We start from the raw sequence: 26,435 nt of genomic DNA, 5'->3' as shown, positions 1-26,435 counted from the left end.
GCGCCAGCCTAGCCGTCCTCGCCCTCCTCCTCGGGGGCCGAGATGGCGGCGGCCACGACACCGCGCTGCATCCGGTGGCGCACCTCGTGACAGGTCTCCCGCAGGTCGCCGGGGCCCGATCCGGTGGCGACCTGGTCGGCGAGGTCGACGACCATCCGGGCCCAGCGGACGAAGTCGCCGGCGCTCATCTCGGCGTGGTCCAGCACCTCGGCCAGCGCCAGCCCGGCGCACCAGTCGAACGCGGCCCGGGCGAACCCGGGTGGCAGCTCGATGATCGACTCCAGCCGGGCGTCGCGTTCCACCAGGGAGATCCGCCGGGCGATCCGGCCGACCCGTTCGTACGCCTCATGGCTGGGCAGGTCAGGCATCCGCTGCGACCGGTGCTCATCGCCCCGCCGCGGCTGGTAGGTGAAGACCGACAGCACCGCGGCCAGCTGGGGGGCCGACAGGCCGTCGAGAACGCCGTCGCGGATGCACTCGGCGACGACCAGGTCCGCCTCGGAGTAGATCTGGGCGAGCGTACGGCCCTCCCGGGTGACCTCCAGGTCGTCGGTGCCGGTGGCCCGGACGTAGCCGAGGGACCCCAGGACGGTGCAGATCTTGTCGAACCGGTCGGCGATCGACCGGGTCCGGCGGGCGACCTGGTGCTCGATCTGGCGGGCGTCGCGCTCGGCCCGTAGCGCCTTCTCCGCCCACCGGGCGTGCGTCTCCCGGTCCGGGCAGGCATGGCAGGGATGCTCGGCCAGGTCGTCGCGCAGATCGGCGATCCGGGCCCGCTCCTTGTCGTTGAGCGAGCCCTCCGCCCGTACCGGCCGTGGCGTGGTGTCGAGCTCGTCGAGGCGCTGACGCAGCGCCGCGCCGAGGCTGTGCCGGTGCGAGGGGTCGCGGGACTGGAAGTGCTTCGGGATCCGGACCTTGCCGGCCACCTGCGGCAGGGCCGGGAAGTCGGTCAGGGACAACCGCCGCACCTGACGGTCCGGGGTCATCACGGTCGGTCGGGGGCCCTGTTGGGCGTCCAGGTGGGCATTGTCGAGGACGACCACCCAGCCCTGGGTGCGGCCGCTCGGCACCCGGACGATGTCGCCGGGGCGCAGGGCGGCCAGGACGCGTTCGGTCTCCTCGCGCCGCAGCTCCTTGTCCTGCCGGACCGCGGCGGTCTCGATCCGGTGGATCTCGTCGCGGAGCCGGGCGTACGCCATGAAATCGCCGAGATCGCACGCGGCCTGGGCGGCGAGATCCGCGTAGTCCCCCGAGCTGCGCGCGAGCCGGCGGGCCAGACCGACGACCGACCGGTCGGTCTGAAACTGGGCGAAGGACAGCTCCAGGACCGTACGCACCTGGCCGCGCGGCATCCGGTTGAGCATGTTGACGGCCATGTTGTACGTCGGGCGGAAGGCGGAGCGCAGCGGGTAGGTGCGCTTGCTGGCCAGGCCGGCCACCGCCCGCGGGTCCATCCCGGGCTGCCAGACCACCACGGCGTGTCCCTCGACGTCGATGCCGCGCCGCCCGGCCCGGCCGGTGAGCTGGGTGTACTCCCCCGGCGTGATCTCGACATGGGCCTCGCCGTTGTACTTGACCAGCTTCTCGATCAGCACCGAGCGGGCCGGCATGTTGATCCCCAGGGCGAGGGTCTCGGTGGCGAAGACCACCTTGACCAGCCCCGCCTCGAAGCACTCCTCGACACACTCCTTGAGCGCCGGCAGGACGCCGGCGTGGTGCGCGGCGACGCCGCGGAGCAGGCCGTCGAGGAACGACTCGTAGCCCAGGGCGTGCAGATCGTCGTCGCTGAACCCCTCGACGTGGCGCCGCGCGATCGCGAGGATCGCCGCCTCCTCGTCGGGCTGGGTGAGGTGCACGTGGGCGGCCTGCAGCTGACGGACCGCGGCGTCGCACCCCTGCCGGGAGAAGATGAAGACGATCGCCGGCAGCAGGTCGGCCCGCTCCAGCACCCGGACCACCTCGGCGCGGTGGGCGGGCCGGTAGCGCGACCGTTCCTGGTGCTCGCGTGCGGCGCCACCGCCGTAGCGGGTGGCGGCGGCGTTCCGCTTGCCCTTGCCGGAGCGGCCCCGGGGACGTCGTGAGTCGTCGCGGACCGCCCGCGACTCCTCCTTGGCGATCCGCACCAGCGCGGGGTTCACGTCGTACGTGGCGGCGCGGTCCTCGAGGTCGGCGGTGGGCGCGACGTCGGCGAAGAGGTCGGTCAGCCGATTGCCGACCAGCACGTGCTGGTAGAGCGGCACGGGGCGGCGCTCGGAGACCACCACCTCCATCTCACCGCGCACCTCGCCGAGCCAGCTGCCGAACTCCTCCGCGTTGGACACCGTGGCCGACAGGCAGACCAGCTGCACCGAGTCGGGCAGCCCGATGATGATCTCCTCCCACACCGGGCCGCGGAACCGGTCGGCGAGGTAGTGCACCTCGTCCATCACCACGAAGCCGAGACCGCGCAACGTCGGCGATCCGGCGTACATCATGTTGCGCAGCACCTCGGTGGTCATCACCACCACCTGGGCGTCCCCGTTGACGGAGGAATCGCCGGTCAGCAGCCCCACCTTCTCGGCGCCGTAGCGGTCGACCAGGTCGTTGTACTTCTGGTTCGACAGGGCCTTCAGCGGAGTCGTGTAGAAGGCCTTGCGCCCCTGCGCGAGAGCCAGGTGCACGGCGAACTCGCCGACGATCGTCTTGCCGGCGCCGGTCGGCGCGGCGACCAGCACCCCGGAGCCGCTCTCGACGGCCCGGCAGGCCTCGACCTGGTAGTCGTCGAAGTCGAAGCTGTAGTCGTCGGCGAATCGCCGCAGCTGCGGGTATGCCTGCTGGTGCCGGAAGCGGGCGTACGCCTCGGCCGGGGAGAGGTCCTCAGCTTCTGCCATGCCCCGAAGATAGCGCGGGGACGACGCCGTGGCGGGCCGGCCCGTACCGCTCAGTGCCCCCGGCGCAGCATCGGCGTGCGGGGTGCCGGGGTGAAGATGGTGAGCGCGTCCGGCGCGGCGGTGACGGTGAGCGGCACCGGGCCCAGTTCGTCCCCGTCGGCCATGCCGTAGAGGCCGTCGCCGTCGATGACGACCTCCCGGGCCCTGAGCTGCTCCACCGCGGGATCACGGACGAAGGCGCCGGTGAACAGGGCGGGTAGCAGTCGGATGAAGGTCCCCCTGCTGACCGGGTGCACGATGGTCAGGTCGAGCAGCCCATCGGTGACGTCCGCGTCGGGACAGATCGCCATGCCACCGCCCAGGTAGCCGGCGTTGCCGACGGCGACCAGGATCGCGGGGATGTCGCGGCGTTCGCCGTCGATGACCAGCCGGTACGCCAATGGTTCGAATTGCGCCAGCTGGACGGTCGCCGACCAGGCGTACCGCAGCCGCCCCCGCGGGAAGGTCGTCCGGTTCGCCCGGAGGTTCACCAGGGCGTCGAAGCCGGTGGAGACGACCGAGACGACGTGCTCCTGCGACCCGTCGTCGGGGCCGCGGTCGACCAGGCCACCGGTCACCCGGGCCAGGTCGATCCGTCGGGTGGCGCCGCGCACCACCAGGCGCGCCGCGGCCACCGGATTCGCCGGCGGCAGCCCCAGGCCACGACAGGAGTCGTTGCCGGTGCCGGCCGGGATCAGGCCCAGCGGGACGTCGGTGCCGGCACAGGCGTTCGCCCCCAGGTGCATCATCCCGTCGCCCCCCATCACCAGCAGGGCGTCGCCGCGGCGCTCACCCTCCCCCGGCCGGGCAGCGGCGACAGCCCGTCGGCAGTGGGCGGTGGCCTCGACGAAACCGGCGGCGAGGTGGACGCGTACGTCCACCCCCGGCATCGACGTGACCAGCTCGGTGACCACCTTCGGCAGCAGTTTGCGCGCACGGCCCAGCCCGGCACTGGGGTTGACCACCAGGGTCAGGACGGGGGCGTCGTCAGTCACCGACGCTCCCCGCCGCGGCCTCCTCGGCGGCGAGGCGGGCCCCCTTGCGCCGATCGTTCACGCGACAGATGATCTCCGCCGCCACGTACAGCACTGTCATCGGCACCGCCAGGGCGAGCATCGAGATCGGGTCGGTCGACGGCGACGCGACGGCGGCGAAGACGAAGATGCCGACGATGGAGTAGGAGCGGACCGCCCCCAGCTGGACGCCGGTCACCACGCCGGCGAAGTCCAGCGCCACGATGACCACCGGCAGCAGGAACGCCAGGCCGAAGACCAGCATGATCTGGATCATGAAGGTGAGGAACGGCACCATCTCGACCATGTTCGCCACCGGCGAGTTCTGCGGGGTGAAGCCGAGCAGGACCACGATGCCCTTCGGCAGCACCCAGTAGCCGAGGGCGACACCGGCGAGGAACAGCGGGACGCCGGCGCCGATGAAGCCGATCGCCCATTTCTTCTCCTTGGCCAGCAGCCCGGGCGCGATGAACGCCCAGATCTGGTAGAGCCAGAGAGGGCTGCTGACGACGGTCCCGGCGATCGCCACGATCTTGATGGCCAGCGTCATCGGGGCGGCGACGCCGGCGTTGACGACCATCACCTCCTGGCCGGGTCGGGACTGGTTGATCTGGTGCAGCGCGGCCATGTACGGACGCAGCAGGAACGCGTACAGATCGTTGTAGAAGAAGGCCATCACGGCCATCCCGACGAGCACGAGGACGACGATGACGATCACCCGGTAGCGCAGCTCCCGGAAGTGGTCGACCAGTGTCATCCGGCCGTCCTCGGACATCTCCGGTGGACGCAGCCAGGCGAGGCGCCGCTTCTTCAGCGGCGCCCCCTCCGGAGTCGCCCCGACCGGCCCGGTGGCGTCCGCCGCGGCGGATCGTACGGGGTCGAGCGAATCGGCCACGGGCTCAGTGGTCCTTCTTGTTCTCCGGGTCGACGATCTCGGCGTCGTGGACCTCCGCGGTCCCCTTCACCTCGTCGGCGGCAGGCTTCTGCTCGGCGTTGCCGACGGCCTTGGGGTCGGGATGGAGGTTCTTCGTCTCCTCCTTGAACTCACGGATGGCGCGGCCGGTGCTCTTGCCGAGGCCGGCGAGTCGGGTGCCGCCGAACATCAGCAGCACGATGGCCAGGATGATGAGCAGCTCGGGGCCGCCGAGTCCTGCCAGGGAGAGGGGGGACATAGGAACCTCTGTCTCGTTCAGTGACGGTGCATGGCGTCTCGGGGACCGAAACCGCCGAAGTCGGGTTCGAACTCCAGATCCACCTGACCCGATGGTACGCGCTCCGCGTCGGGGTCCGACGCCCCCTCCGGCCCCGCGCGGGGGCCATCGACGGGGAGTGGCGCGAGTCCGTCGACGAGGCTGAGAATCTCCTCAGCCTGACGCCCGACCATCTCGACCTCGCTGAGCAGGTCCTGGGCCTTGTGCCACATCCAGACCGCGTAGGCGACCAGGCCGACCAGCCCGAGCACCGCGATGCCGACGAACACGAGCACCCAGATCATGAAGGAGACCCTACCCGACCCGTACGGCGGGATCGGCCGCCCGTCCCGGGGCCCTCGCCGCCGGGGCCGGGAGCCCGGTAGAGGGCGAGGGTGGCCCGGGCCCGCTCCAGCGCACCCTCGCGCGCCTCGGCAGGGTCGAGCAGCACGACGTCGGCGCCGCAGCGCAGCAGCAGCCCGGTCAGCCAGGTCGGGTCGAGCACCCCGAGGGTGACCAGCAGGTCCCCGTCGGCGGGATCGCGGCCGGCCCGGGCGGCATCGGCCGCGGTGGCCGGTCGGACCTCGGTGGTCGGGTAGTACTCGACGAGCCAGCCCGCCGCGCGGCGTACCCACAGGGTGATCTGGTCCGCCTGCTCGAGGCGGTGGATCCAGCTGGGTCCGCTCTCGATGTCGCCGTGGTCGAGCGCGGCCCGGGTGAGCACGGTGGCGGCGCGGATCCGGTCCATCCGGAAGGATCTCCGGTCGGCCCGGTCGAGGTCCCAGGCCTCCAGGTAGTGGTAGCCGTCGACGACCTTGGTGGTGAGCCCGTCGACCGTCCGCCGGCTGGCCCGTCCCTGCGCGTCGACGTAGTCGAGAGCCAGGCTGCGCCGCTCCTCGAGGGCCCGGGCCACCGCATCCCGTACCTCGGGGGTGGCGGAGGAGACCGACAGCCGGAAGAGGTCCGCGGCGGCCGCGTGTTCCCCGGCGGCGCCGGCGATCTTCGCGGCGGCGGAGGCGATCACCTGGGCCGTACGGCCGGTGGAGGTGTCGGCGAGGACGCGCAGCCCCACCAGAAGCGTGACCGCCTCGTCCGGGCTGAACCGGGCCGGCCGGGTCGGGGCGTTGTCGAGCGAGGGCCGGATGATCCCCTGGTCGAGGGCGTCGAAGTCGACGTCGAGCAGGTAGAAGCCGAGCTGACCGGGCACCTCGCACATGGTCAGCAGGCGGACGTCCTCACGGGCCTGGCCGGCGCTCACGCCGAACTCCCGGGCCACATCGTCGACCGTCGTCTCGTCCTGGCCGCGCAGCCAGGTGCTGAGGGCGAGCAGCCGGGGGACCTGTTCAGCGGCGGTCGTCATGGCCGTCCCCTCCTTCCACCAGCGCGGTGAGGTGGTCCACCAGCTCGGCCCGCAACGCGGGCGGGGACAGCACGACGACATCGGTGCCGAGCATCGCCAGCTCCCCGACGAAGCCCTTCCGGTACGGGTACTCCACCCGCCAGGCGCGGTAGCCGGCCGGGGCGGGGTCGTCGACCGGGGTGAGCTCCCGGTGCAGGGCGGCCTCGCGCCCGGGCCGGACGGCGATGACGGCCTCGTTGCGGGCCTGCACCGTCGACACCTCCTCGGCCAGCCGGCTCACCGCGTCCGGGTCGGGCTCGGGGAAGGCGAAGTTCGACGCGCCTGCCTTCACCGTGCCGCGGATCCTGGCCAGCTTGAACTTCCGGGTGGCGCGCCGGTCGGTGTCGGCCCCGAACAGGTACCACTGGCCGTGCGCCATCGTCAGACCCCACGGCTCGACGTGGCGGGTGCCACGATCGGCGTAGTCGAAGGTGACCCGGCGCCGATTGGTGATGGCGTCGCGCAGCACGGTCAGGCCGCGGGTGGCCTCCGGCCGCGTCTCGGCGACGTCGCTGGGGGTGAACAGCGTGGCCAGTGCCTCGGTGTCCGGCTCGACCCCGATCGAGCGCAGTTTCATCAGCGCTCGCTGTGAGGAGGCGGCCATCCCGGCCTCCCGCCAGCTGCGGGCGGCCAGGGCCACGGCGGCGGCCTCCTCGGGGGTGAGGTCGACCGGGGCGAGGGCGAACTCCCCCACCCTGATCCGGTAGCCCTCCTCCTCGCCGACACCGCTGGTCTCGATCGGCAGGCCCATCTCGACGCGCAGGGCGCGCTTGTCACGCTCGAAACTCTGGTTGAAGGCGGCGTCCGACAGTCCGGCGTAGCCCTCGACCAGGGCACGGATCCGGGCCTTCGTCAGCGGTTGGGGGGCACCCAGCAGCAACATGGTCAGCACGACCCGCCGTTCGGCGTTGCTGGGCGCCATGGCCACTCCTCCGTCCGCCCGTCTACCCTCGTGCCTGCGAGACTAACAGTCGCCATGACGACCACCGGGGAGGAGCCGCCGATGACCACTCCGGATCAGCCGGGCCCGGTCGGCCGGGGGGCGGGGCGGTTCGCCCCGAGCCCGACCTCGGACCTGCACGTCGGCAACCTGCGCACGGCCCTGCTGGCCTGGTTGTTCGCGCGGCATTCGGGGCGGCGCTTCCTGGTCCGGATCGAGGACCTGGACACCGCCCGGGTCGCCCACGACCCCGCGGTGGCCGCCCGGCAGCTGGCGGATCTGCGCGCACTCGGCCTGGACTGGGACGGCGATGTCGTCCGCCAGTCGGACCGGCTCGCGGCGTACGCGGCGGCGGTCGACCGGCTGACCGAGGATCCCGGCACCTACCCGTGCTTCTGCACCCGGCGCGAGATCGCCGAGGCGGTCAGCGCGCCGCACGCCCCGCCCGGCGCCTACCCCGGCACCTGTCGGCGGCTGACCGCGGAGGACCGGGCCCGGCGGGCGGTCGAGCGCCGGCCCGCAGTGCGGGTCCGCGGCGGGGACATCACCGTCGAAGTGGTCGACGAGCTGGCCGGCCGGTGCTCCGGGACGGTTGACGACTTCGTGCTGCGCCGCAACGACGGGGCGTACGCGTACAACCTCGCCGTGGTGGTGGACGACCTCGCCCAAGGGGTCGACCAGGTGGTACGGGGCGACGACCTGCTGGCGTCCTCCCCGCGGCAGGCCTGGCTGACCGAGCGCCTCGGGGGCCGGGTGCCGACGTACGCGCACGTCCCCCTGGTGGTGAACCGGCAGGGCCGCCGGCTGGCCAAGCGCGACGGCGCGGTGACGCTGGCCGACCTGGCGGCCCACGGGACGCCCGCGGCCGCTGTCCGGTCCCGGCTCGCCGTCTCGCTCGGCCTGGCCGAGCCCGGGGAGCCGGTCACCCCGGCGGATCTGCTGGCCCGCTTCGACCCGGCTACGCTCCCCCGTACCCCATGGGTGTGGGACGCCGACGGTCGGCGACCCTCGGCCGAGCGGCCCGAGCACCCAGCCGTCGAGCGGCCCGAGCCCCCAGCCGGCTCGGTCGGTCGGCCCGGTGACCCGGCGGACCCGGTCGGCCCGGGGAACAGCCCGAGCGGCCCGGAAGCTCAGTAGACCTGGAGGATGTCGACCACGTAGACGAGGGTCGCGCCGGCGGGGATGCCCTGGTCCGGCGAGCCATCGGGATAGGCCTGCGACGGCGGGACGACGATCAGGATCCGGCTGCCGACCGGCTGGCCCTTCAGCGCGGTCTGCCAGCCCTTGATCAGGTCGGACAGCGGTCCGGACTCCGGCGCAGCCGGCACCTGCTGGCCGTTCACCATCTTCGCCGCATACGTGTCGGCGATCTGCTTGGACCCGTCCCACAGCCAGCCCCGGTAGTTGACCACGACGGTCGAGTCGGTCGCGACCTTGTCGCCTGTGCCCTTGATCAGTGGCTGCACCACCAGCTGGCTCGGGGCGGCGCCGGCGGGGATGGAGATCCGGGGATCGTTCAGGGCACCGCTGACGGTCGGCTGTCCCGACGGCTGGGTGACCTTGTCACCGGAGGGCCCGCTGAGCGGGACGCTGACGATGTCGACGACGAAGACGAGGGTGTCGCCGACCTGGATGCCGGCCTGTGCGATGCCGCCGCTGGAGTCATAGCCGTCCTTGCCGGGCATGGCGATCAGCACCCGGGAGCCCTGCTTCTTGCCGACCAGGCCCTTCGAGAAGCCGGGGATCACGCCGTTGAGTTTGAACGACGTGGGCTTGCCGTTGGCGTACGAGGCGTCGAAGACCTGACCGGTCCGGCCGTTGAGACCCTGGTAGTGCACGGTGACGGCCATGTCGGCGGTGACCTCGGGGCCGCTGCCCTCGATCAGCACCTTGGACTGGGTCTCGGCGACGGTGAACGGAGCGAACTTCACCGTCGGCGACTCGCCGAACCTGCCTTCCACGCTCACCCCGTCCAGGTTCGCGACCTGGGCCGGTTCGGCGGCCGCCGAGGCCGACGCGCTCGGCGAGGCGGACGGGGCGGCCGGACCGCCGGCGGAGCAGCCGGCCAGCCCGAGGCCCAGGGCCAGGACCGAGGCGACCAGGGCCGGGCGCGCGGCACGGCGGCGCCGGAGCGTACGAGCGGGACGGGGCGGCAGGTAGTCCATCACGTCGGGCAGCCTACCGCGACGGGTCACCGCGGCCGGTCACCGCGACGGGTCACCACACCGGTTCGGCCAGCGAGGCGATCAGGGCGTCTACCCGCTCGTCGGTGTCGCGGAACGGGTCACGCAGGGTCAGCGCCCGGGTCCGATTGCCCCGGTTGACCCGCAGGTGCATCCAGTCGGCGAGGTAGTCCACCCCGGCCCCCCGGGCGGCATCGATGAACGCCCCGCGGAGCCGGGCCCGGGTCGGCGGTGGCGTGGTCAGTGCCAGGTCCACCGCAGCCTCGTCGACCACGCGACTCACCTCTCCATGGGCGTCGAGCAGCCGGAACAGCCCGCGCCCCTCGGCGATGTCGTGGTAGGCCATGTCGAGCTGCGCCAGCCGTGGACTGTCCAGCGGCAGGCCGTGCCGGTCGGCGTAGCGGGTCACCAGCCGGTACTTGATCGCCCAGTCGATGTCGCGTGACAGGGTCGCCAGGTCACCGGCCTCGACGGCGACGAGCGTACGTTCCCACAGCGCCAGCGCCTGCTCGAGCGAGGGCGGGAACGGCCCCAGCCGGTCGCGGTGGTCGAGGACCGCCTGCAGGTAGGCCCGCTGGAGGTCCAGCGCCGTCGTGGTCCGGCCGTCGGCCAGACCGACCGGGGTGCGGCCGGTGATGTCGCGGGAGATCTGGCGGATGGCCAGGTTGGGGTTGTCGAGGGTGAGGTCGGGCAGCGCCACCCGGGCCTCGACCAGCCGCAGCACCAGTTCGGTCGCGCCGACCTTGAGCAGGGTCGTGGTCTGGGACATCGAGGAGTCGCCGACGATGACGTGCAGCCGGCGGTAGAGCTCGGGATCGCCGTGCGGCTCGTCGCGGGTGTTGATCATCGGCCGGGACCGGGTGGTGGCCGAGGAGACGGTGTCCCACATCTGGTCGGCCCGCTGGCTGAGCTGGAACACGGTCGGCCGGTCCGCGGCGGAGGCATGGTCGGGCCGCTCGTGGAGCCCGGTCCGGGACAGGTGGCCGGCGCCGGCGATCAGCTGGCGGCTGACCAGGAACGGCAGGATGACCCGGTAGTAGCGGTTGATGTCGACGGCCCGGTCGACCAGGTAGTTCTCGTGGCAGCCGTACGAGTTGCCGGCCGAGTCGACGTTGTTCTTGAACAGGAAGATGTCCACCGGGGTGCCGTCGGCCGCGAGCTGGTCGGTGGCGAGCCGGCGCAGGTCCTCGACCAGCCGGTTGCCGACCGCGTCGTGGGCGATCAGGTCGTGCAGATCGTCGCATTCAGCGGTGGCGTACTCAGGGTGCGAGCCGACGTCGAGGTAGATCCGCGACCCGTTGCCGAGGAAGACATTGCTGGAGCGGCCCCAGGCGACCATCCCGCGGAACATCTGCCGGGCGATCTCCTCCGGCCCGACCCGCCGGTCGCCCCGGGGACGGCTGGTCAGTCCGTACTCGGTCTCCAGCCCGTAGATCCGCCGGGTCCGCGCCTCGCCCGGCTCCGTCCTCGTCATCCCTGACCCCTTGTCACTTCCGGACCCTCGTCACACCCCGAGCACCCGGTCCTGCCGGCACGCTGGTCGCCGCCGGCCCCGTCACGCCTGACGCCCGGCGGACCCGGAGCGGTCGGCCCCGGAGCCCGTCACCCGGCTCACATCCCGACCAGGTCGAGCAGCTTGCCCAGTTCCTCGTGGGTGAGGTCACGCATCTCGCCCGGCTGGAGGCGGCCGAGCCGCACCGGCCCGACGGCGATCCGGGTGAGCTTCTGCACCGGGTGTCCGAAGGCCTCCATCATCCGCCGGACCACCCGGTTGCGCCCCTCGTGCAGGGTGATCTGCAGCAGCGTCGCGTCCGGCAGGGTCTGCATCACCTTCACCTTGTCGGGGCGCACCGGCCCGTCCTCGAGGGTGATGCCGCGCTGGATCCGCTTGAGGGTGTGCGGTGACACCTGACCGAGCACCTGCGCCACGTACGTCTTGGGCACCTCGTACGACGGGTGGGCCAGCCGGTGGGCGAACTCCCCGTCGTTGGTGAGGATGATCAGGCCCTCGGTCTCGGTGTCGAGCCGCCCGACGTGGAAGAGACGTACGTTGCGCCGGTCGATGTAGTCGCTGAGCGTCTCACGGCCCTCGGGGTCATCCATCGTCGAGACGACGCCGCGCGGCTTGTTCAGCACGGTGTAGACGTGGCGGCGGGCGGTGGGGATCCGCGAGCCGTCGACCCGGATCTCGTCCTTCTCGGGGTCGACCCGGCGGCCCTGCTCGGTCACCAGCTCGCCGTTCACCTCGACCCGGCCGTCCCGGATCAGCTGTTCGCTGGCCCGGCGGGAGGCGATGCCGGCCTGCGCGAGGACCTTCTGGAGGCGGGTGCCCTCGTGCTCATCATCGGTCTCGGTCATCGGTCTCCTCCGGTGGGTTCGTTCTCGGTCGCGGCCGCTCGTGGCGACCGGGCGGCGGCGCCGCGTGGCGGGTGGGCCGGCGGGCCGGCGTGGGGTCAGGCCTCGAGGCGGGCGAGCACCTCGCGGGCCAGCGACCGGTAGGCCTCGGCACCGGGGGAGCTGGGCGCGTACGTGGTGATGGGTTCGCCGGCGACGGTGGTCTCAGGGAACTTGACGGTACGCCGGATGACGGTGTGGAAGACCTGGTCGCCGAAGGCGTCGACGACGGTCTGCAGCACCTCACGGGCATGCAGGGTGCGCCCGTCGTACATGGTGCCGAGCAGGCCGAGCACGGTCAGCCGCGGGTTGAGCCGGTCCTGCACCTTCGCGATGGTGTCGGTCAGCAGCGCCACGCCGCGCAGCGCGAAGAACTCACACTCCAGCGGGATCACCACGGTGTCGGCGGCCGTGAGGGCGTTGACGGTGAGCAGCCCGAGAGAGGGCGCGCAGTCGATCAGGATCACGTCGTAGCGGTCCCGCAGCGGGTCGAGGACCCGGGACAGGGTCAGCTCCCGGGCCACCTCGGAGACCAGCTGGATCTCGGCCGCCGACAGGTCGATGTTGCTGGGCAGGATGTCCATCCCCTCGACCGGGGACTCCGCGATGACGTCGTCGACGTCGACGCGGGAGCCGAGGAGGAGGTTGTAGATGCTCAGCTCGAGGGTGTGCGGGTTGATCCCCAGGCCGACCGACAGCGAGCCCTGCGGGTCGAGATCGACCAGCAGCACCTTGCGCCCGGTCTCCACCAGCGCGGCACCCAGGTTGATCGTCGTGGTGGTCTTGCCGACCCCGCCCTTCTGGTTGCACATCGCGATGATCGCGGCGTGCTTCGGGCCGGGCCCGGGCGGAGTGGGCTCCGGGAGAGCGGGCCAGGGCCGGCCGGTCGGGCCGAGGCCGGCCTCATCGGTGTCGGGTGCGTCGACGTCGAACAGTGCCGCGTCGCCCTCACGCGCCTCACCGAACCGATCCACGGAACCCCCTCGAGCTGTCGAAGCCAACACTACCCATGTCTAGCGGGCAACGGCGGTCAAGTCCAGCGCCACGGCGCGGCATGGGGCCGCGCCGACCGCCGGGACACTCGGCTCGGCGCCGGGGTCACCGGGCCCGCGGATGGGCCTCCGCATACACCTCGCGCAGGTGGTCGACGGTCACCAGGGTGTAGATCTGCGTCGTGGTCACCGAAGCGTGCCCGAGCAGCTCCTGGACGACCCGGACGTCGGCTCCCCCGTCGAGCAGATGGGTGGCGTACGAGTGCCGCAGGGTGTGCGGGGAGATCTCGACGTCCAGTCCCGCCGCGTCGGCGGCGCGCCGGATCACCTCCCAGGCGCTCTGCCGCGACAGCCGGGCCCCGCGGGTGTTCAGCAGCAGCGCGGGGTCACCGCTCCCCCGGGCCGCCAGCGCCGGTCTGCCCCGCACCAGCCAGGCCTCGACGGCGCGGGCGGCGTACGACCCCAGCGGCACCAGCCGCTCCTTGGATCCCTTGCCGAGCAGGCGCAGTGCGGTGGGCCCGTCGGCCAGGGCCGCCAGCGCCCGGGTCAGGTCGTCCACGTCGAGCCGGACCACCTCGGAGACCCGCGCGCCGGTGCCGTACAGCAGCTCCAGCAGGGCGGCGTCCCGCAGCCCCACCGGCGTCTCCCGGTCGGGGGCGGCGAGCAGCGCCTCCACCTGGGTCACGGTCAGTGCCTTGGGCAGGTGCCGCCCGGTCGCGGGCGGCCGGACGTCCGCGGCGGGATCGGCGCCGACCAGTCCCTCCCGCGCAGTGAACCGGTGGAAGGACCGGACCGCCACGACGGCCCGGGCCACCGACGAGGCGGCGAGCGGGCGGTGGTCCGCGTCGCCGGCGGACAGCTGCGCGGGAAATCCCCCGACGATCCCCTCGGTGATCTCCCCGGGGGCGCTGATGCCCTGCCCGCGCAGGTAGGCCAGGTAGCGGTCGAGGTCGCGGCGGTAGTTGCTCAGGGTGTTCGCGGACAGCCCCCGCTCGACCCCGAGGTGGGCCAGGAAGGCGGCCACCAGGTCGTCGAGCCCCTCCCGTGCGGCACGGCTCATCGTCGTCGACTCATCGCCACGGGCTCAGGCGAACGGGGCGCGGGCGAGGAATTCGTCGCGCAGCCCGCGGGCGGGCCACGGGGCATCGGCCGGGCGCAGCCGGTCCCAGCCGCCGGGCCGGGCCGCGGCGGCGGCCATCACCCCGGCGATCAGCACCGGGTTCTGCAGCCGGCCGTCGAGGACGGCCTCGATCACGTCCTGGAAGCCGGCCCGGACGACGTCCATCTGGGCCTCCTCGCCGTCGGCGACGAAACCGTCGGGGAGGGGCTCCTCGTGCAGGTCGCGGGCGAGGTAGATCCGGATGCTCTCCTGGCTGGCGCCGGGGGAGGTGAACATGTCCACCAGCACCCGCCAGTCATCGGCCCGCAGGCCGACCTCCTCGGCGAGTTCGCGTTGTGCGGCGGCGAGGTAGTCCTCCCCGTCGACGTCGAGCAGACCGGCCGGCGGTTCGACCAGGCGCAGGCCGGCGGGGTGGCGGTACTGGCGGACCAGGACCACCCGGTCGGCGTCGTCGAGCGCGATGACGCCGACCGCGCCCGGGTGGCGGATCCACTCCCGCCGCAGGTCGGCACCGGTCGGATCCACCACCTGGTCGCGGACGAGGTCGAACACCGCCCCCTCGCCGACCAGATGGCGGGAGCTGACCGGCCAGGCCATCGGGACGTCGCGCAGCTCGGCCGGATCAAGGGTGCCGCCCGCGGCGGGATCGAGCGTGCCGCCTGCGGCAGGGGCGAGACTGTCGGCGGCGGTGGGGCCGTCGGTCACCTCAGGCCTCGTCCTCGACCGGCAGTCGGTCGCTGTCCCGGCGCTGCAGCGCGGCCCGGACCAGGCCGGCGAACAGCGGGTGCGGGCGGGTCGGCCGCGACTTGAACTCGGGGTGGGCCTGGGTCGCGACGAAGTACGGGTGGATGTCCTCGGCGAGCTCGACGAACTCCACCAGGTTGCGGTCCGGGGAGGTGCCGCAGATCACCAGTCCGGCCTTCTCGAGGCGGTCCCGGTAGGCGTTGTTCACCTCATAGCGGTGCCGGTGGCGCTCCGAGACGTGCACCGACCCGTACAGCCGGGAGACCTGGGAGTCACGCTCGAGGGTGGCGTCGTACGCCCCCAGCCGCATGGATCCGCCCAGGTCGCCCTGGCCGGACACGATGGACTGCTGCTCGGCCATGGTGGCGATCACCGGGTCGGCGGTGTCGGGGTTGAACTCCGAGGAGTCGGCGCCGTCGATACCGGCCAGGTGGCGGGCGACCTCGATCACCATCACCTGCAGGCCCAGGCACAGACCGAGGATCGGGATGCGGTTCTCGCGGGCGTACTGGACGGCGCCGATCTTGCCCTCGACACCACGGATGCCGAACCCGCCGGGCACGCAGATGCCGTCGACGTCGCCGAGGTGCTCCGCCGCCCCCTCCGGCGTCTCACAGCTGTCGGAGGGCACCCACTTGACCGAGACCCTGGCCCAGTTGGCGAAGCCACCGGCACGCAGCGCCTCGGTCACCGACAGGTACGCGTCGGGCAGGTCGATGTACTTGCCGACCAGGGCGATGGTGACCGCTTCACGGGGCTTGTGGACCCGCTCCAGCAGGTCGTTCCACTTGGTCCAGTCGACATCACGGAACGGCAGGTTGAGGCGCCGGACGACGAAGACGTCGAGTCCCTCGTTGTACAGCACCTTGGGGATGTCGTAGATCGACGGCGCATCGGGGCAGGAGACGACCGCCTCCTCCTCGACGTCGCAGAACAGCGCGATCTTGTGCTTGATGCCACCGGGGATCTCACGGTCGGAGCGGCAGACGATCGCATCGGGCTGGATGCCGCCCTGGCGCAGCGCGGCGACGGAGTGCTGGGTCGGCTTGGTCTTCAGCTCACCGGACGGCCCGAGGTAGGGCACCAGGGAGACGTGCAGGAAGAACGAGTTGTCCCGGCCGACCTCGCGACGGACCTGACGGGCGGCCTCGAGGAAGGGCAGCGACTCGATGTCGCCGACGGTGCCGCCGATCTCATGGATGACGACGTCGACCTCGTCGCCGCCCATCCGCAGCATCTCGTCCTTGATCTCATTGGTGATGTGCGGGATCACCTGGACGGTGTCGCCGAGGTACTCACCGCGGCGCTCCTTGGCGATCACCGAGGCATAGACCTTGCCGGTGGTGACGTTCGCGTCGGCATTGAGGTTGCGGTCGAGGAAGCGCTCGTAGTGGCCGATGTCGAGGTCGGTCTCGGCGCCGTCCTCGGTGACGAAGACCTCACCGTGCTGGAACGGGTTCATCGTGCCGGGATCCACGTTGATGTACGGATCCAGCTTCTGCATCGTGACGCGGAGTCCGCGGGCGACCAGAAGGCTGCCGAGACTCGAGGCGGTCAGTCCCTTGCCGAGTGATGAGGCGACACCCCCGGTGACGAAGATGTGCTTGGTCTCGACATGATGCTGGTTCAGATTCGCGTGGCCCACGGACCTCCACCCTATCGGTTGGAGCGCCTGGCGACCAAAGATCCGTTCGAGGCCGGCTCGGCGGCCACGGCCAGGAGTTCCTCGGCGTGCGCCAGCGCGGTGTCGGTGGCGTCGATGCCGGCCATCATCCGGGCCAGCTCGCCGGCCCGGTCGGCCCGGGCGACCTCGCGGACACCGCTGGTGGTGATCCGGCCGTCGTCGGACTTCACCACGACGAAGTGCCGGTCGGCGAACGCGGCCACCTGGGCGAGGTGGGTGACCACCACGACCTGGGAACGCTCGGCGAGCCGCTTCAGCCGCCGGCCGATCTCGACCGCAACCGCGCCGCCGACGCCGGAGTCGACCTCGTCGAAGACGAGCGTCTGGTCGGGGCTGTCCGCCACGGTCACCTCGAGGGCGAGCCGGACCCGGGACAGCTCGCCACCGGAGGCGACCTTGCCGAGCGGTCCGGGCAGCGCGCCAGGGTTCGCAGCGAACAGGAACTCGATCGACTCCGCGCCCCAGGGGCCGGGCTCGCCGGGCTCCACGACGACGCTGAGCCGGGCATTGGGCATGGCCAGCGCTGCGAGCTCCTCGCGGACCGCCTCCTCCAGCCGTCGGGCGGCGGTGCCGCGGGCAGCGGTCAGCTCGGCAGCGAGACCGGAGAGCCTGGCGGTCAACCGACCGACCTCCGCCGCCAGCTCGCCGATCCGGTCGTCGGTGCCGACCAGCTCGTCGAGACGGGCACGGGAGGCGGTCGCCCAGGCCAGGACGGCGTCGGTGGTGTCGCCGTACTTGCGGTGCAGGCCCGCCAGGGCGGCCCGCCGGGCGGTGATCTCCTCCAGCCGTGCCGGATCGGCCTCCAGTCCGTCGAGGTAGCCGGCCAGGTCCGCACCGAGGTCGTTGAGCTGGTAGACGAGCTCGCGGGTGCGTGTCGCCAGCGACGCGGCCTGCGCGTCGGCCTCGGCGATCGACTCCAGAGCGTGCCGGGCGACGCCGACGAGGGCGGCCGCCCCCGGTGAGGTGTCGAAGTCGACCTCGTCGCCGTTGAGGGCGAGCGCTGCCTTCGCCGCGGCGACCCGCAGGTCGTCGACGGCCTGCAGCCGGGTGGTCTCGGCGACGAGTTCCTCGTCCTCCCCGGGCGTCGGGTCGACCGCGGCGATCTCGTCGAGGGCGTGACGCAGCATGTCGACCTCGCGGGCGCGTTCACGCGCCCGGGCCCGTAGGGTGTCGAGTTCGGCCGAGGCGGTGCGCCAGGCCTGCCAGGTGGCCCGGTAGTCGGCCAGGATCGCCCGCAGGGCGTCCCCGCCGAACCGATCGAGCATGTCGCGCTGGGTGTCGGGCAGCGCGAGCCTGATCTGGCCGGACTGGCCGTGGATGGTGATCAGCTCCTCGCTCACCGTGGTGAGTGAGGCGACCGGCACCTGGGCGCCCCCGACGTACGCCCGGGAACGGCCGGCGGCGCCGACGGTGCGGGCGAGGACGAGCTCCGGGTCGTCGTCGGGTTCGTCGAGGGCCCCGCCGAGGTCCTCGACGCGGGCGCGCACCGGGCCGGGCAGGCGGTCGAACCGGCCCTCGACCCGGGCCGTACGTTCCGTCCCGGCGCCGTCGCGTCGGACGATGCCGCGGGCCGCGCGCTGACCGAGCAGCAGTCCCAGGCCGCTGACGATCATCGTCTTGCCAGCGCCGGTCTCGCCGGTGACGGCGGTGAACCCGGGCGCCAGCTCGAGGGTCGCCTCGGCGATCACGCCGAGGTCACTGATCCGCAGTTCGTTGATCATGCCCCGTGCCGTTCCTCGGCCCTGTGCCGTTCCGCAACACCGGGCCGCTCATCGGCCCTGTGCCCTTCCTCAGCCCCCTGCCCCTCGTCAGCACCGCGCCGCTCATCACCATCACGCCGCTCGGCGGCCCCGCGCCAGCCCTCGATGTTCAGCCCGAACTTCCGGACCAGCCGGCCGGTGAAGTCGTCGGGCGCGATGCGGGCCAGTTGCAGACGGTGGGAGCCGCGGGTCACATCGAGCACGTTGCCGGGGGCGAGGTCGAACGAACGACGCCCGTCGAGCCAGACGATGGCGTTGTTCTGTTCGGCCCGCACCACCTGGACATGGACGTGCGCGTCGGCGGGCACCACCACCGGGCGGTTGAACAGCGCGTGGGCGCTCAGCGGGACGATGAGCATCGCGTCCACGCCCGGCCAGGTCACCGGACCGCCGGCCGAGAACGCGTACGCCGTGGAACCGGTCGGCGTGGAGACCAGGATGCCGTCGCAGCTCCACCGCGACAGCGGCTGGTCGTTGACGGCCACCACGGCCTCGAGCATCCGCTGCCGGGACGCCTTCTCCAGCGAGGCCTCATTGACGGCGAAGGACTCCCAGAGCACCGTCCCGGCGGGCTCGGACAGCACGCGCACCCGGGCCGTGAAACGCGACTCGGTGTGGTACGTCCGGTGGCAGACGGCCGCGACCACCTGGTCGATCTGGGAGGACTCGGCCTCGGCGAGGAACCCGACGTGGCCGAGGTTGACCCCGAGGATCGGCAGGTCGACCGACAGGGCCCACTCGACACCGCGCAGGATGGTGCCGTCGCCGCCGAAGACGACCACCAGCTCGCAGCCGTTCGTCCCGGCCTCGTCGATCAGGTCGGTCCGCAGGTCGGCACCGTCGAGGAACGGGGCCATCTCCCGGGCATCGGCCCGGGGCAGCACACAGGTGATGTCCTGGGCCCCGACCCCGTACATGAACTGCACCGCGGCCCGCACCGCCTCGGGCCGGTGCGTGTGGGTGATCACCGCGACGCGGCGCCCGCCGGCACCCTCCGCCGGGTCGGTGGCGCAGACGACGGGACCGGGGTGCGAGGTGCTCACCGGGCCAGCCTAAACGCAGCGGGAAGCATCGGGGCGCAGGCCGGCCCACGCGGCGATCATGGCCGCGGCGACGGCGAGCGCGCAGAAGGCCGAGACCGCGCTCCACCCGCCGATGGTGAACAGGTAGCCGCCGCCCCACCCCATCAGGGACGAGCCGGCATAGTAGAAGAAGTTGTACAGGGCCGTCGCCTGGGCCCGGCCCTCGGCGGCCATGATGCCGGCCAGGGCCGAGGCGATCGCGTGGCCGGCGAAGAAGCCGGCCGTCAGCACGACCAGGCCGACGATGATGACGGCGATGGACGGCACCCAGGTGAGGGCCAGGCCACCGAGCATCAGCCCGCCGGAGCCGAGCAGGACCGTACGCCGCCCGAACCGCACCGCGGCGCGGGTCGCCTGCTGGGACGACCAGGTGCCGGCCAGGTAGGAGAGGAACAGCAGCGAGGTGATCGTGGGCGACAGCGCGAACGGTGCCTGCTCCAGCCGGAACCCGAGGTAGTTGTACACGGTGACGAACGCGCCCATCAGGCAGAAGGCCTGGACGAAGACGGCCAGCATCCGCGGCCGGCGCAGGTGCGCGACGGCGCGTCGGGAGACGTCGAGCAGTGACGTACGCCGTGGGGTGAACCGCCGGGCCGGAGGCACGAGGACCGCGAACAGGACGGCGGCGACCGCACTGACGGCGATGACGGCACCGACCCCGACCCGCCACGAGCCGGTCAGATCGGTGACCGGGCCGGACACCAGCCGGCCGGACAGTCCACCGAGAGAGGTGCCGGAGATGTAGAGCCCGGTGGCGGCCGCCATCGAGGCCGCATGGGTCTCCTCGGTGATGTAGGCCACGGCGACCCCGGCGACCCCGCCCAGGCAGCCACCCTCCAGGAACCGCAGGACGACCATCAGCGGCAGCGAGGAGGTGAACGCGACGGCGGCCCCGATCACGGTGGCCAGCACGATCGCGATCAGCATCGTCCGGACGCGGCCGCGCCGGTCGGCCAGCCACGACCACGCCAGCACGGAGACGGCCAGCCCGCCGGTGGCCGCGGAGACGAGCAACGCCGCCTCGGCGGGCGCGACCTGCAGTCCGGAGCTGATCGCCGGCAGCACCGCCTGTGGGGCGTAGAGCTGGGCGAAGGTCGCGACGCCGGCGAAGAACATCGCGGCCAGGAGCCGGGTGAAGTCACGACTGCCGCGCCGGTGCCCGGCCCAGGTCGTACGGCCCGCCGAGGCTGCCATGTCGTCGGGATCGGCCGGTCCTACCACGTCACCGGGACCCGCCGGTCCGGGAGTGCCACCGGGCCTGCCCGTACCTTCCCCGCTCGAAGCGGCCTCGTCCGGGTCGTCGCGTGGTCCCTCCGGGTCGTCCCCTGGGCTGTCCGTGTCGTGCTCGCTCGTCCTGCTCACCTTCCGTTCCGCGCCAGGCGCAGGAAGTACTCGATGTTGCCCGCCGGGCCGGGCAGGCGGCTCGGGGCGCGCCCGGTCACCGTCCAGCCGAGTTCCTCAGCGGCCGTCGCCACACCGTCGACCGCCGCACGTCGCGCGCTCTCGTCGCGGACGACGCCTCTGCCGTCCAGCCCCTCGCGTCCGACCTCGAACTGGGGCTTGACCATGAGGAGAGCGTACGCCCGGGGGCCGGCCACCCCGGTGAGCGCCGGAAGCAGGTGGGTGAGGGAGATGAAGGAGACATCGGCGACGATCAGGTCGACCGGCCGGCCGTCGAGGTCGGCGAGGGTCAGCTCCTTGGCGTTGAGTCCTTCCCGGACCCGCACCCGGGGATCGTCACGGAGCTCGGGGACGAGCTGATCGTGACCGACGTCCACGGCGTACACCTCCGGGCAGCCGCGGACGAGCAGCACCTGGGTGAAGCCGCCGGTGGAGGCCCCGAGGTCCAGGGCGCGGGCGGGGATCGGGACCGGCAGGTCCTCGAGGGCCCCGAGCAACTTGTGCGCGGCGCGCCCGACCCATTCCTCGCGGTCGACGTCGAGATCGACGTCCTGCGCGACGGGGGTCGCCGGCCGGGTGACGGTCCGGCCGGCGAGCCTGACCCGCCCGGAGCGGATCAGTTCCTGGGCATGACTGCGGGAGCGGGCCAGGCCCAGCTCGGCCAGGACGCGGTCCAGTCTGCGGGCGGCCGGGGTCACCGACCCAGCTCCGCGGCCACCGCCTCCTCGACGGCGGACGGGTCGACGGCGCGGCCGGCGTCCCGGACGGACCAGACGAGACGGGCGGTGGCGCGGACGAGGTCGAGCGGGTCGCCGGCGGCCACGATGGTCACGGCGTCGTCGACGAGGCGTACGTGGGCCTCGCCGCAGCGGGCCCCGTCGCCGTCCGACGTCACCGTGGCAGCGGGCGCAAGGAGATCGCGCAGGTCGCGCCCGATGTGAGTGGGACGGTGTGCGGGGTCGGCGGCGAAGAGGTCCGCGGCGCGGTGGGTGCCGGAGAAGACCAACATGGTGTCCATGTCGGCGTTGCGTCCGCCGGCGATGTCGGTGTCGAGCCGGTCACCGACGAAGATCGGCCGACCCGCGCCCAGCCGTGCGGCAGCCGCCTCCATCAGCGGCTTCTCGGGCTTGCCCGCGGTCTGCGGATCGCCGCCGACGACCATCCGCACCACCGCGATCTGTGCCCCGGCGCCGGGTTCCAGCCCCCGGTCGGTCGGCCGGGTGGGGTCGGCGTTGGTGGCGAACCAACGCGCCCCGCGCTGCACGGCCAGCGCGGTCTCGGTGAGCACGGACCACGACAGGTCCGGCTCGTAGCCCTGGATGACAGCATCGGGGGCGTCCTCGGCCGACGTGGCGACGGTGAACCCGGCGGCCGCGACCTGGTCGGCGAGGGCGTCGGATCCGCAGACCAGGACGGTGGACCCGGCGGGCAGTTCCTGGCTGAGCATCCGTACCCCGGCCTGGCCCGCGGTGATCACCTCGGCCACGGTGCAGGGGATGCCGAGCCCGACGAGCTGGTCGACGACCGCTTCAGGGGCCCGGGCGGCGTTGTTGGTCACGAAACAGACCGGCACGGCGCGTTCCCGCAGTGCGGCGATGCCCTCGGCGGCACCTGGGACCGCCTGCGGCCCCAGGTAGACCACGCCGTCCAGGTCGAACAGCGCGGCGTCGTACTCCGAGATCACCTCACTCACCGGCCGCCCTGTCGTCCTTCGTCCTGTCCTGCTGTGTCTCGGGCGCCGGAGCGGTCGCATCGTCAGGGGTCTCGTCGTCCCCCTCGTCAGCCGCCTCCGGAGCCTCAGCCTCTGCGACCTCAGCCTCGGCGACCTCGCCCTCGACGCCCTCAGCCTCGACGCCCTCGCCCTCGACGCCCTCGACTGCCTCACTCTGGCGCTCAACATCTTCGTCTTCGTCTTCGTCTTCGAAGTCGAATTCGAGGTCGATACCGTCGAGCAGCTCGATCTGGTCAACCGCGTCGAGCTCACGGGCGGTGTCGAGCTCGTCCGCGATGGCGAACCACTCGCGGGCTTCCTCCGGCTGGTCATGACGCAGCAGCATCGCCGCGTACGCGTAGGCCAACCGCGCGTGTGCCTCGTGCGGGACCTCCTTCGACAGGTGGCCGAGGAACGACCGGAGGACCCGGAGGCCTTCCTTGGCCTGGCCGAGGTCCTCACGGGACCCTGCCTCGATGATCACCAGCTCGACACGACTGCGCTGGGTCATCTCCACCAGCTTCGCCTCGCGCACCAGCCGGAGCGCCTCCTCCGGACGGCCGAGAGCACGCTCGCAATCGGCCATCACCGGCAGATACGCCGAGTCACCGGTGAGTCGCCGCAGCGCCCGGTACTCGGTGAGTGCCACGGCGAAGTCCTCGGCCGCGTACGCCGTCTCGGCGACGGCTTCACGGACCAGCGGAAGCCGGGCACCCCGACGCTTGGCCGCCTGGGCGTGGCGCAGGGCGAGGGCGGGATCATCGTCGATGAGATCGCCGGCGGCCACCAGATGGGCGCTCACGAACTCCGCAGCGTCAGCCGACAGGCTGCGCAGCTCGGCGCGGACCTGCCGGGGCAGACGCGAGAGGTCCGCGTCCGTCGGCACCGGCGGCTCGTCCGCGGCCCGCTCGAGGCCCGGAGGCAGCGGCTCACGCTCCCGGTCGGAGCGGCCGCCCTGTCCCCGATCACGCTCGGGGCCGCGGCTGGACGGACCACGATTGCCGTAACCCGACCTGTCACGCCCTCGGTCACGATCTCCGCCCCGCCGGTCCCGGGAGTCCTGCCAGGTACGGTTCCCCTGCGCGCCGTCCCGGCCGCGTTCGGGACGCGATCCCTGGCGCATCTGGTCGCCGTGGTCACCCTCGCTACGCCGCATGTCCTCCGGCCGTCGGTATCCCCGACCGCCCTGGGGGCGCTCGCCGGACCGACCGCCGGCACTGCGTCCGCCACGGCCCTGCGACGATCCTCCACGCCCCGACCGACCGGAGTCGCTCTGCCATCCCTGTCGGTCACCGCGACCTTCGCCGCCCGCCTGCCCGCCGCTCGAGCGCGGACCCCGATAGCCACGGGAGCCCTCGTCACCGGACCGCTCACCCCGGTAGCCACCGGAACGACCACCCGATGAACGTTCGTCGCGCTGGCCTCCGGAACGCTGATCGCCCGGCCGGCCGCGGTAGCCACTGGAACGCTCACCCTCAGGCCGATCTCCGCGGTAACCGCCACGCTGCTGGCCACCCGAGCGCTGGTCACCCGACCGGCCGCGGTAGCCACTGGAACGCTCACCCTCAGGCCGATCTCCGCGGTAACCGCCGGACCTTCCGCCATCGGACGGTCGGCCATCGCGGCCGCGCTCACCTCCCGCTCGACCGCGGTCGTCACCGGGACGGCCGCCACGTCGATCGCCGCCGTAGCTGCCCCGCTCGCCTCCGCCGGAACGTCCGCCGCGACCGCCCTGACCGCCGCGACCACCTTGGCCGCCCTGACCGCCGTGGCCACCGCCACTGCGACCACCGCGACCGGGACCGCCCTGGTGTCCCCTGTTCTCGTCGCCCATGGCGAGTCCTTTCACAAAGAGTCCATAACGCAGCTGAGGCCGGCACCTCACGGTACCGGCCTCCAGCCGTTCCACCCGAAGGTGGTGTGTGTTGTCCGGCGATGTCCTAGTCTCCCACACACTCCCGTGTGCAGTACCATCGGCGCTGGAAGGCTTGACTTCCGGGTTCGGAATGTGACCGGGTATTTCCCTTCCGCCATGATCACCGTAACACTGTCGAAACAGTATCCACACTATTCAACTGTCACCCACCCACCCGCCAAGGGTGGTGATGGGCCAGGAACCGTGTTTGTGTTCCGGGAACAACATAGTGGACGCGAACAACCTTACCGCAGACATTGTGTCTTGACATGTTGGGTAAGCCCTCGGCCTATTAGTATCGGTCAGCTCCACCTGTTTCCAGGCTTCCACATCCGACCTATCAACCCAGTCGTCTACTGGGGGCCTTACCAAAAGTGGGAGTCCTCATCTTGAAGCGTGCTTCCCGCTTAGATGCTTTCAGCGGTTATCACTTCCCAACGTAGCCAACCAGCCATGCCCTTGGCAGAACAACTGGCACACCAGAGGTTGGTCCGTCCCGGTCCTCTCGTACTAAGGACAGCCCTTCTCAAGACTCCTACGCGCACAGCGGATAGGGACCGAACTGTCTCACGACGTTCTGAACCCAGCTCGCGTGCCGCTTTAATGGGCGAACAGCCCAACCCTTGGGACCGACTCCAGCCCCAGGATGCGACGAGCCGACATCGAGGTGCCAAACCATGCCGTCGCTATGGACGCTCGGGCAAGATCAGCCTGTTATCCCCGGGGTACCTTTTATCCGTTGAGTGACGGCGCTTCCACACGCCACCGTCAGATCACTAGTCCCGACTTTCGTCCCTGCTCGACCTGTCAGTCTCACAGTCAAGCTCCCTTGTGCACTTACACTCGACACCTGATTGCCAACCAGGCTGAGGGAACCTTTGGGCGCCTCCGTTACTCTTTGGGAGGCGACCGCCCCAGTCAAACTACCCATCAGGCACTGTCCCTGAACCAGATCATGGTCCGAGGTTAGATAACCAGAACAACCAGAGTGGTATTTCAACAATGACTCCACAACCACTGGCGTGGCCGCTTCAACGTCTCCCACCTATCCTACACAAGCTGTACCGATCACCAATACCAAACTATAGTAAAGGTCCCGGGGTCTTTCCGTCCTGCTGCGCGTAACGAGCATCTTTACTCGTAGTGCAATTTCACCGAGTTCGTGGTTGAGACAGTGCCCGAGTCGTTACTCCATTCGTGCAGGTCGGAACTTACCCGACAAGGAATTTCGCTACCTTAGGATGGTTATAGTTACCACCGCCGTTTACTGGGGCTTAAGTTCAGTGCTTCACCGAAGTTGACACGTCCCCTTAACCTTCCAGCACCGGGCAGGAGTCAGTCCGTATACATCGTCTTACGACTTGGCACGGACCTGTGTTTTTGATAAACAGTCGCTTGGGCCTGGTCTCTGCGGCCATCAACGCTCACCACGCAAGGCAGATCACGCATCCGGCCCCCCTTATCCCGAAGTTACGGGGGTATTTTGCCGAGTTCCTTAACCACGATTCTCTCGATCGCCTTAGTATTCTCTACTCATCCACCTGTGTCGGTTTAGGGTACGGGCGGCTCATGACATCGCTCACGAAGCTTTTCTCGGCAGCATAGGATCACCCACACCACCCCACAACGGGGCAGTGGCATCAGGTCTCAGACACACAAGGCACGGATTTACCTACACCTCGTCCTACACCTTTACCCTGGGACAACCACCGCCCAGGATGGGCTACCTTCCTGCGTCACTCCGTAGCTTGCCTACTACACGTCTGGGTCGCAGAGTCACCGAACCCCGCCACCCGAAGGTGCCATGGGAACGGCTTCCGTGCTCAGCATCGCGCGCCTCGGCAGGGTCGCCATTACACCGGTACGGGAATATCAACCCGTTGTCCATCGACTACGCCTGTCGGCCTCGCCTTAGGTCCCGACTTACCCAGGGCAGATTAGCTTGACCCTGGAACCCTTGGATATTCGGCGGACGGGTTTCTCACCCGTCATTCGCTA

At 71.3% G+C, this 26,435-nt stretch carries 21 protein-coding genes and 2 rRNA genes; 1 reads left to right on the top strand and 22 read right to left on the bottom strand.

The window, feature by feature from the left end:
* Positions 1-8: 8 nt before the first annotated feature.
* From VB059_RS07120 to VB059_RS07090, 7 genes are read right to left on the bottom strand one after another with little or no spacing between them, the layout of a single operon-like run.
* Complete coding sequence (locus tag VB059_RS07120; protein WP_323421330.1) at positions 9-2,870, bottom strand: DEAD/DEAH box helicase; 2,862 nt, start codon at positions 2,868-2,870, stop codon at positions 9-11.
* 50 nt (positions 2,871-2,920) lie between these two features.
* The gene (locus VB059_RS07115) at positions 2,921-3,904 is read right to left on the bottom strand and encodes a diacylglycerol/lipid kinase family protein (protein WP_323421329.1); all 984 of its coding nucleotides are present in this window, start codon (positions 3,902-3,904) and stop codon (positions 2,921-2,923) included.
* On the bottom strand, positions 3,897-4,817 hold the full coding sequence (tatC, locus tag VB059_RS07110; RefSeq protein WP_323421328.1) for a twin-arginine translocase subunit TatC: 921 nt from the start codon (positions 4,815-4,817) through the stop codon (positions 3,897-3,899). The genes VB059_RS07115 and tatC overlap by 8 nt, the downstream gene beginning before the upstream one ends.
* A 4-nt stretch (positions 4,818-4,821) precedes the next feature.
* Positions 4,822-5,094, bottom strand: a complete 273-nt coding sequence (locus VB059_RS07105; protein WP_323421327.1) for a twin-arginine translocase TatA/TatE family subunit — start codon at positions 5,092-5,094, stop codon at positions 4,822-4,824.
* Positions 5,095-5,111: 17 nt separating this feature from the next.
* The gene (locus tag VB059_RS07100) at positions 5,112-5,417 is read right to left on the bottom strand and encodes a hypothetical protein (protein WP_323421326.1); all 306 of its coding nucleotides are present in this window, start codon (positions 5,415-5,417) and stop codon (positions 5,112-5,114) included.
* A complete protein-coding gene (locus VB059_RS07095) occupies positions 5,414-6,472 on the bottom strand; it encodes a helix-turn-helix transcriptional regulator (RefSeq protein ID WP_323421325.1) in 1,059 nt (352 codons plus the stop codon). The genes VB059_RS07100 and VB059_RS07095 overlap by 4 nt, the downstream gene beginning before the upstream one ends.
* Positions 6,456-7,433 (bottom strand): helix-turn-helix transcriptional regulator, encoded by a 978-nt coding sequence (locus VB059_RS07090; protein WP_323421324.1) that lies wholly within the window; start codon positions 7,431-7,433, stop codon positions 6,456-6,458. Before VB059_RS07090 ends, VB059_RS07095 begins: the two co-directional genes overlap by 17 nt.
* 81 nt (positions 7,434-7,514) lie before the next feature.
* Here VB059_RS07090 and gluQRS point away from each other — a divergent pair, with 81 nt between their 5' ends.
* Positions 7,515-8,588 (top strand): tRNA glutamyl-Q(34) synthetase GluQRS, encoded by a 1,074-nt coding sequence (gene gluQRS / locus VB059_RS07085; protein ID WP_323421323.1) that lies wholly within the window; start codon positions 7,515-7,517, stop codon positions 8,586-8,588.
* Here gluQRS and VB059_RS07080 read toward each other — a convergent pair.
* The 15 genes from VB059_RS07080 to VB059_RS07010 form a co-directional block, all read right to left on the bottom strand.
* Positions 8,582-9,616, bottom strand: a complete 1,035-nt coding sequence (locus tag VB059_RS07080) for an FKBP-type peptidyl-prolyl cis-trans isomerase (RefSeq protein WP_323421380.1) — start codon at positions 9,614-9,616, stop codon at positions 8,582-8,584. The genes gluQRS and VB059_RS07080 overlap by 7 nt on opposite strands.
* A 52-nt stretch (positions 9,617-9,668) precedes the next feature.
* Positions 9,669-11,108 carry a Pup--protein ligase gene (gene pafA, locus VB059_RS07075; protein ID WP_323421322.1) on the bottom strand — a complete coding sequence of 480 codons (1,440 nt, stop codon included), beginning with the start codon at positions 11,106-11,108 and terminating at the stop codon, positions 9,669-9,671.
* Positions 11,109-11,245: 137 nt separating this feature from the next.
* On the bottom strand, positions 11,246-11,992 hold the full coding sequence (locus VB059_RS07070; RefSeq protein WP_323421321.1) for a pseudouridine synthase: 747 nt from the start codon (positions 11,990-11,992) through the stop codon (positions 11,246-11,248).
* A gap of 95 nt (positions 11,993-12,087) precedes the next feature.
* On the bottom strand, positions 12,088-12,963 hold the full coding sequence (locus tag VB059_RS07065; RefSeq protein ID WP_323421379.1) for a ParA family protein: 876 nt from the start codon (positions 12,961-12,963) through the stop codon (positions 12,088-12,090).
* A gap of 163 nt (positions 12,964-13,126) precedes the next feature.
* The gene (xerD, locus tag VB059_RS07060) at positions 13,127-14,080 is read right to left on the bottom strand and encodes a site-specific tyrosine recombinase XerD (protein WP_323421320.1); all 954 of its coding nucleotides are present in this window, start codon (positions 14,078-14,080) and stop codon (positions 13,127-13,129) included.
* A gap of 24 nt (positions 14,081-14,104) precedes the next feature.
* Positions 14,105-14,737, bottom strand: a complete 633-nt coding sequence (locus VB059_RS07055) for an NUDIX domain-containing protein (protein WP_416339518.1) — start codon at positions 14,735-14,737, stop codon at positions 14,105-14,107.
* A gap of 109 nt (positions 14,738-14,846) precedes the next feature.
* Entirely contained in the window at positions 14,847-16,529 is a 1,683-nt protein-coding gene (locus VB059_RS07050) for a CTP synthase (RefSeq protein WP_323421318.1), read from the bottom strand.
* 11 nt (positions 16,530-16,540) lie between these two features.
* Positions 16,541-18,289 carry a DNA repair protein RecN gene (recN, locus tag VB059_RS07045; RefSeq protein ID WP_323421317.1) on the bottom strand — a complete coding sequence of 583 codons (1,749 nt, stop codon included), beginning with the start codon at positions 18,287-18,289 and terminating at the stop codon, positions 16,541-16,543.
* Positions 18,286-19,371 carry an NAD kinase gene (locus VB059_RS07040; RefSeq protein ID WP_323421316.1) on the bottom strand — a complete coding sequence of 362 codons (1,086 nt, stop codon included), beginning with the start codon at positions 19,369-19,371 and terminating at the stop codon, positions 18,286-18,288. Before VB059_RS07040 ends, recN begins: the two co-directional genes overlap by 4 nt.
* A 9-nt stretch (positions 19,372-19,380) precedes the next feature.
* Positions 19,381-20,604: an MFS transporter gene (locus tag VB059_RS07035; protein ID WP_323421315.1), complete on the bottom strand. Its 1,224-nt coding sequence runs from the start codon at positions 20,602-20,604 to the stop codon at positions 19,381-19,383.
* A 164-nt stretch (positions 20,605-20,768) separates the two neighbouring features.
* A complete protein-coding gene (locus VB059_RS07030) occupies positions 20,769-21,509 on the bottom strand; it encodes a TlyA family RNA methyltransferase (protein ID WP_323421314.1) in 741 nt (246 codons plus the stop codon).
* Positions 21,506-22,504, bottom strand: a complete 999-nt coding sequence (locus VB059_RS07025; protein ID WP_323421313.1) for an HAD-IIA family hydrolase — start codon at positions 22,502-22,504, stop codon at positions 21,506-21,508. Before VB059_RS07025 ends, VB059_RS07030 begins: the two co-directional genes overlap by 4 nt.
* Positions 22,497-23,408 (bottom strand): hypothetical protein, encoded by a 912-nt coding sequence (locus tag VB059_RS07020; RefSeq protein WP_323421312.1) that lies wholly within the window; start codon positions 23,406-23,408, stop codon positions 22,497-22,499. Before VB059_RS07020 ends, VB059_RS07025 begins: the two co-directional genes overlap by 8 nt.
* A gap of 1,041 nt (positions 23,409-24,449) precedes the next feature.
* Positions 24,450-24,566, bottom strand: a 5S ribosomal RNA gene (gene rrf / locus VB059_RS07015).
* A 143-nt stretch (positions 24,567-24,709) separates the two neighbouring features.
* Positions 24,710-26,435, bottom strand: a 23S ribosomal RNA gene (locus tag VB059_RS07010); the annotation flags it as partial.

Source organism: Raineyella sp. (assembly GCF_034933565.1).
Taxonomy (GTDB): Bacteria; Actinomycetota; Actinomycetes; order Propionibacteriales; family Propionibacteriaceae; genus Raineyella.
The sequence above is the reverse complement of the archived record's forward strand: the minus strand, read 5'-3'. Positions and strand labels throughout refer to the sequence as shown.

Coding starts and splice junctions, on each gene's coding strand:
- VB059_RS07120 (WP_323421330.1), bottom strand. CDS start 2,870: ATGGCAGAAGCTGAGGACCTCTCCCCGGCCGAGGCGTACGCCCGCTTC.
- VB059_RS07105 (WP_323421327.1), bottom strand. CDS start 5,094: ATGTCCCCCCTCTCCCTGGCAGGACTCGGCGGCCCCGAGCTGCTCATC.
- VB059_RS07100 (WP_323421326.1), bottom strand. CDS start 5,417: ATGATCTGGGTGCTCGTGTTCGTCGGCATCGCGGTGCTCGGGCTGGTC.
- VB059_RS07095 (WP_323421325.1), bottom strand. CDS start 6,472: ATGACGACCGCCGCTGAACAGGTCCCCCGGCTGCTCGCCCTCAGCACC.
- VB059_RS07090 (WP_323421324.1), bottom strand. CDS start 7,433: ATGGCGCCCAGCAACGCCGAACGGCGGGTCGTGCTGACCATGTTGCTG.
- gluQRS (WP_323421323.1), top strand. CDS start 7,515: ATGACCACTCCGGATCAGCCGGGCCCGGTCGGCCGGGGGGCGGGGCGG.
- VB059_RS07080 (WP_323421380.1), bottom strand. CDS start 9,616: ATGGACTACCTGCCGCCCCGTCCCGCTCGTACGCTCCGGCGCCGCCGT.
- pafA (WP_323421322.1), bottom strand. CDS start 11,108: ATGACGAGGACGGAGCCGGGCGAGGCGCGGACCCGGCGGATCTACGGG.
- VB059_RS07070 (WP_323421321.1), bottom strand. CDS start 11,992: ATGACCGAGACCGATGATGAGCACGAGGGCACCCGCCTCCAGAAGGTC.
- xerD (WP_323421320.1), bottom strand. CDS start 14,080: ATGAGCCGTGCCGCACGGGAGGGGCTCGACGACCTGGTGGCCGCCTTC.
- VB059_RS07055 (WP_416339518.1), bottom strand. CDS start 14,737: ATGGCCTGGCCGGTCAGCTCCCGCCATCTGGTCGGCGAGGGGGCGGTG.
- recN (WP_323421317.1), bottom strand. CDS start 18,289: ATGATCAACGAACTGCGGATCAGTGACCTCGGCGTGATCGCCGAGGCG.
- VB059_RS07035 (WP_323421315.1), bottom strand. CDS start 20,604: ATGGCAGCCTCGGCGGGCCGTACGACCTGGGCCGGGCACCGGCGCGGC.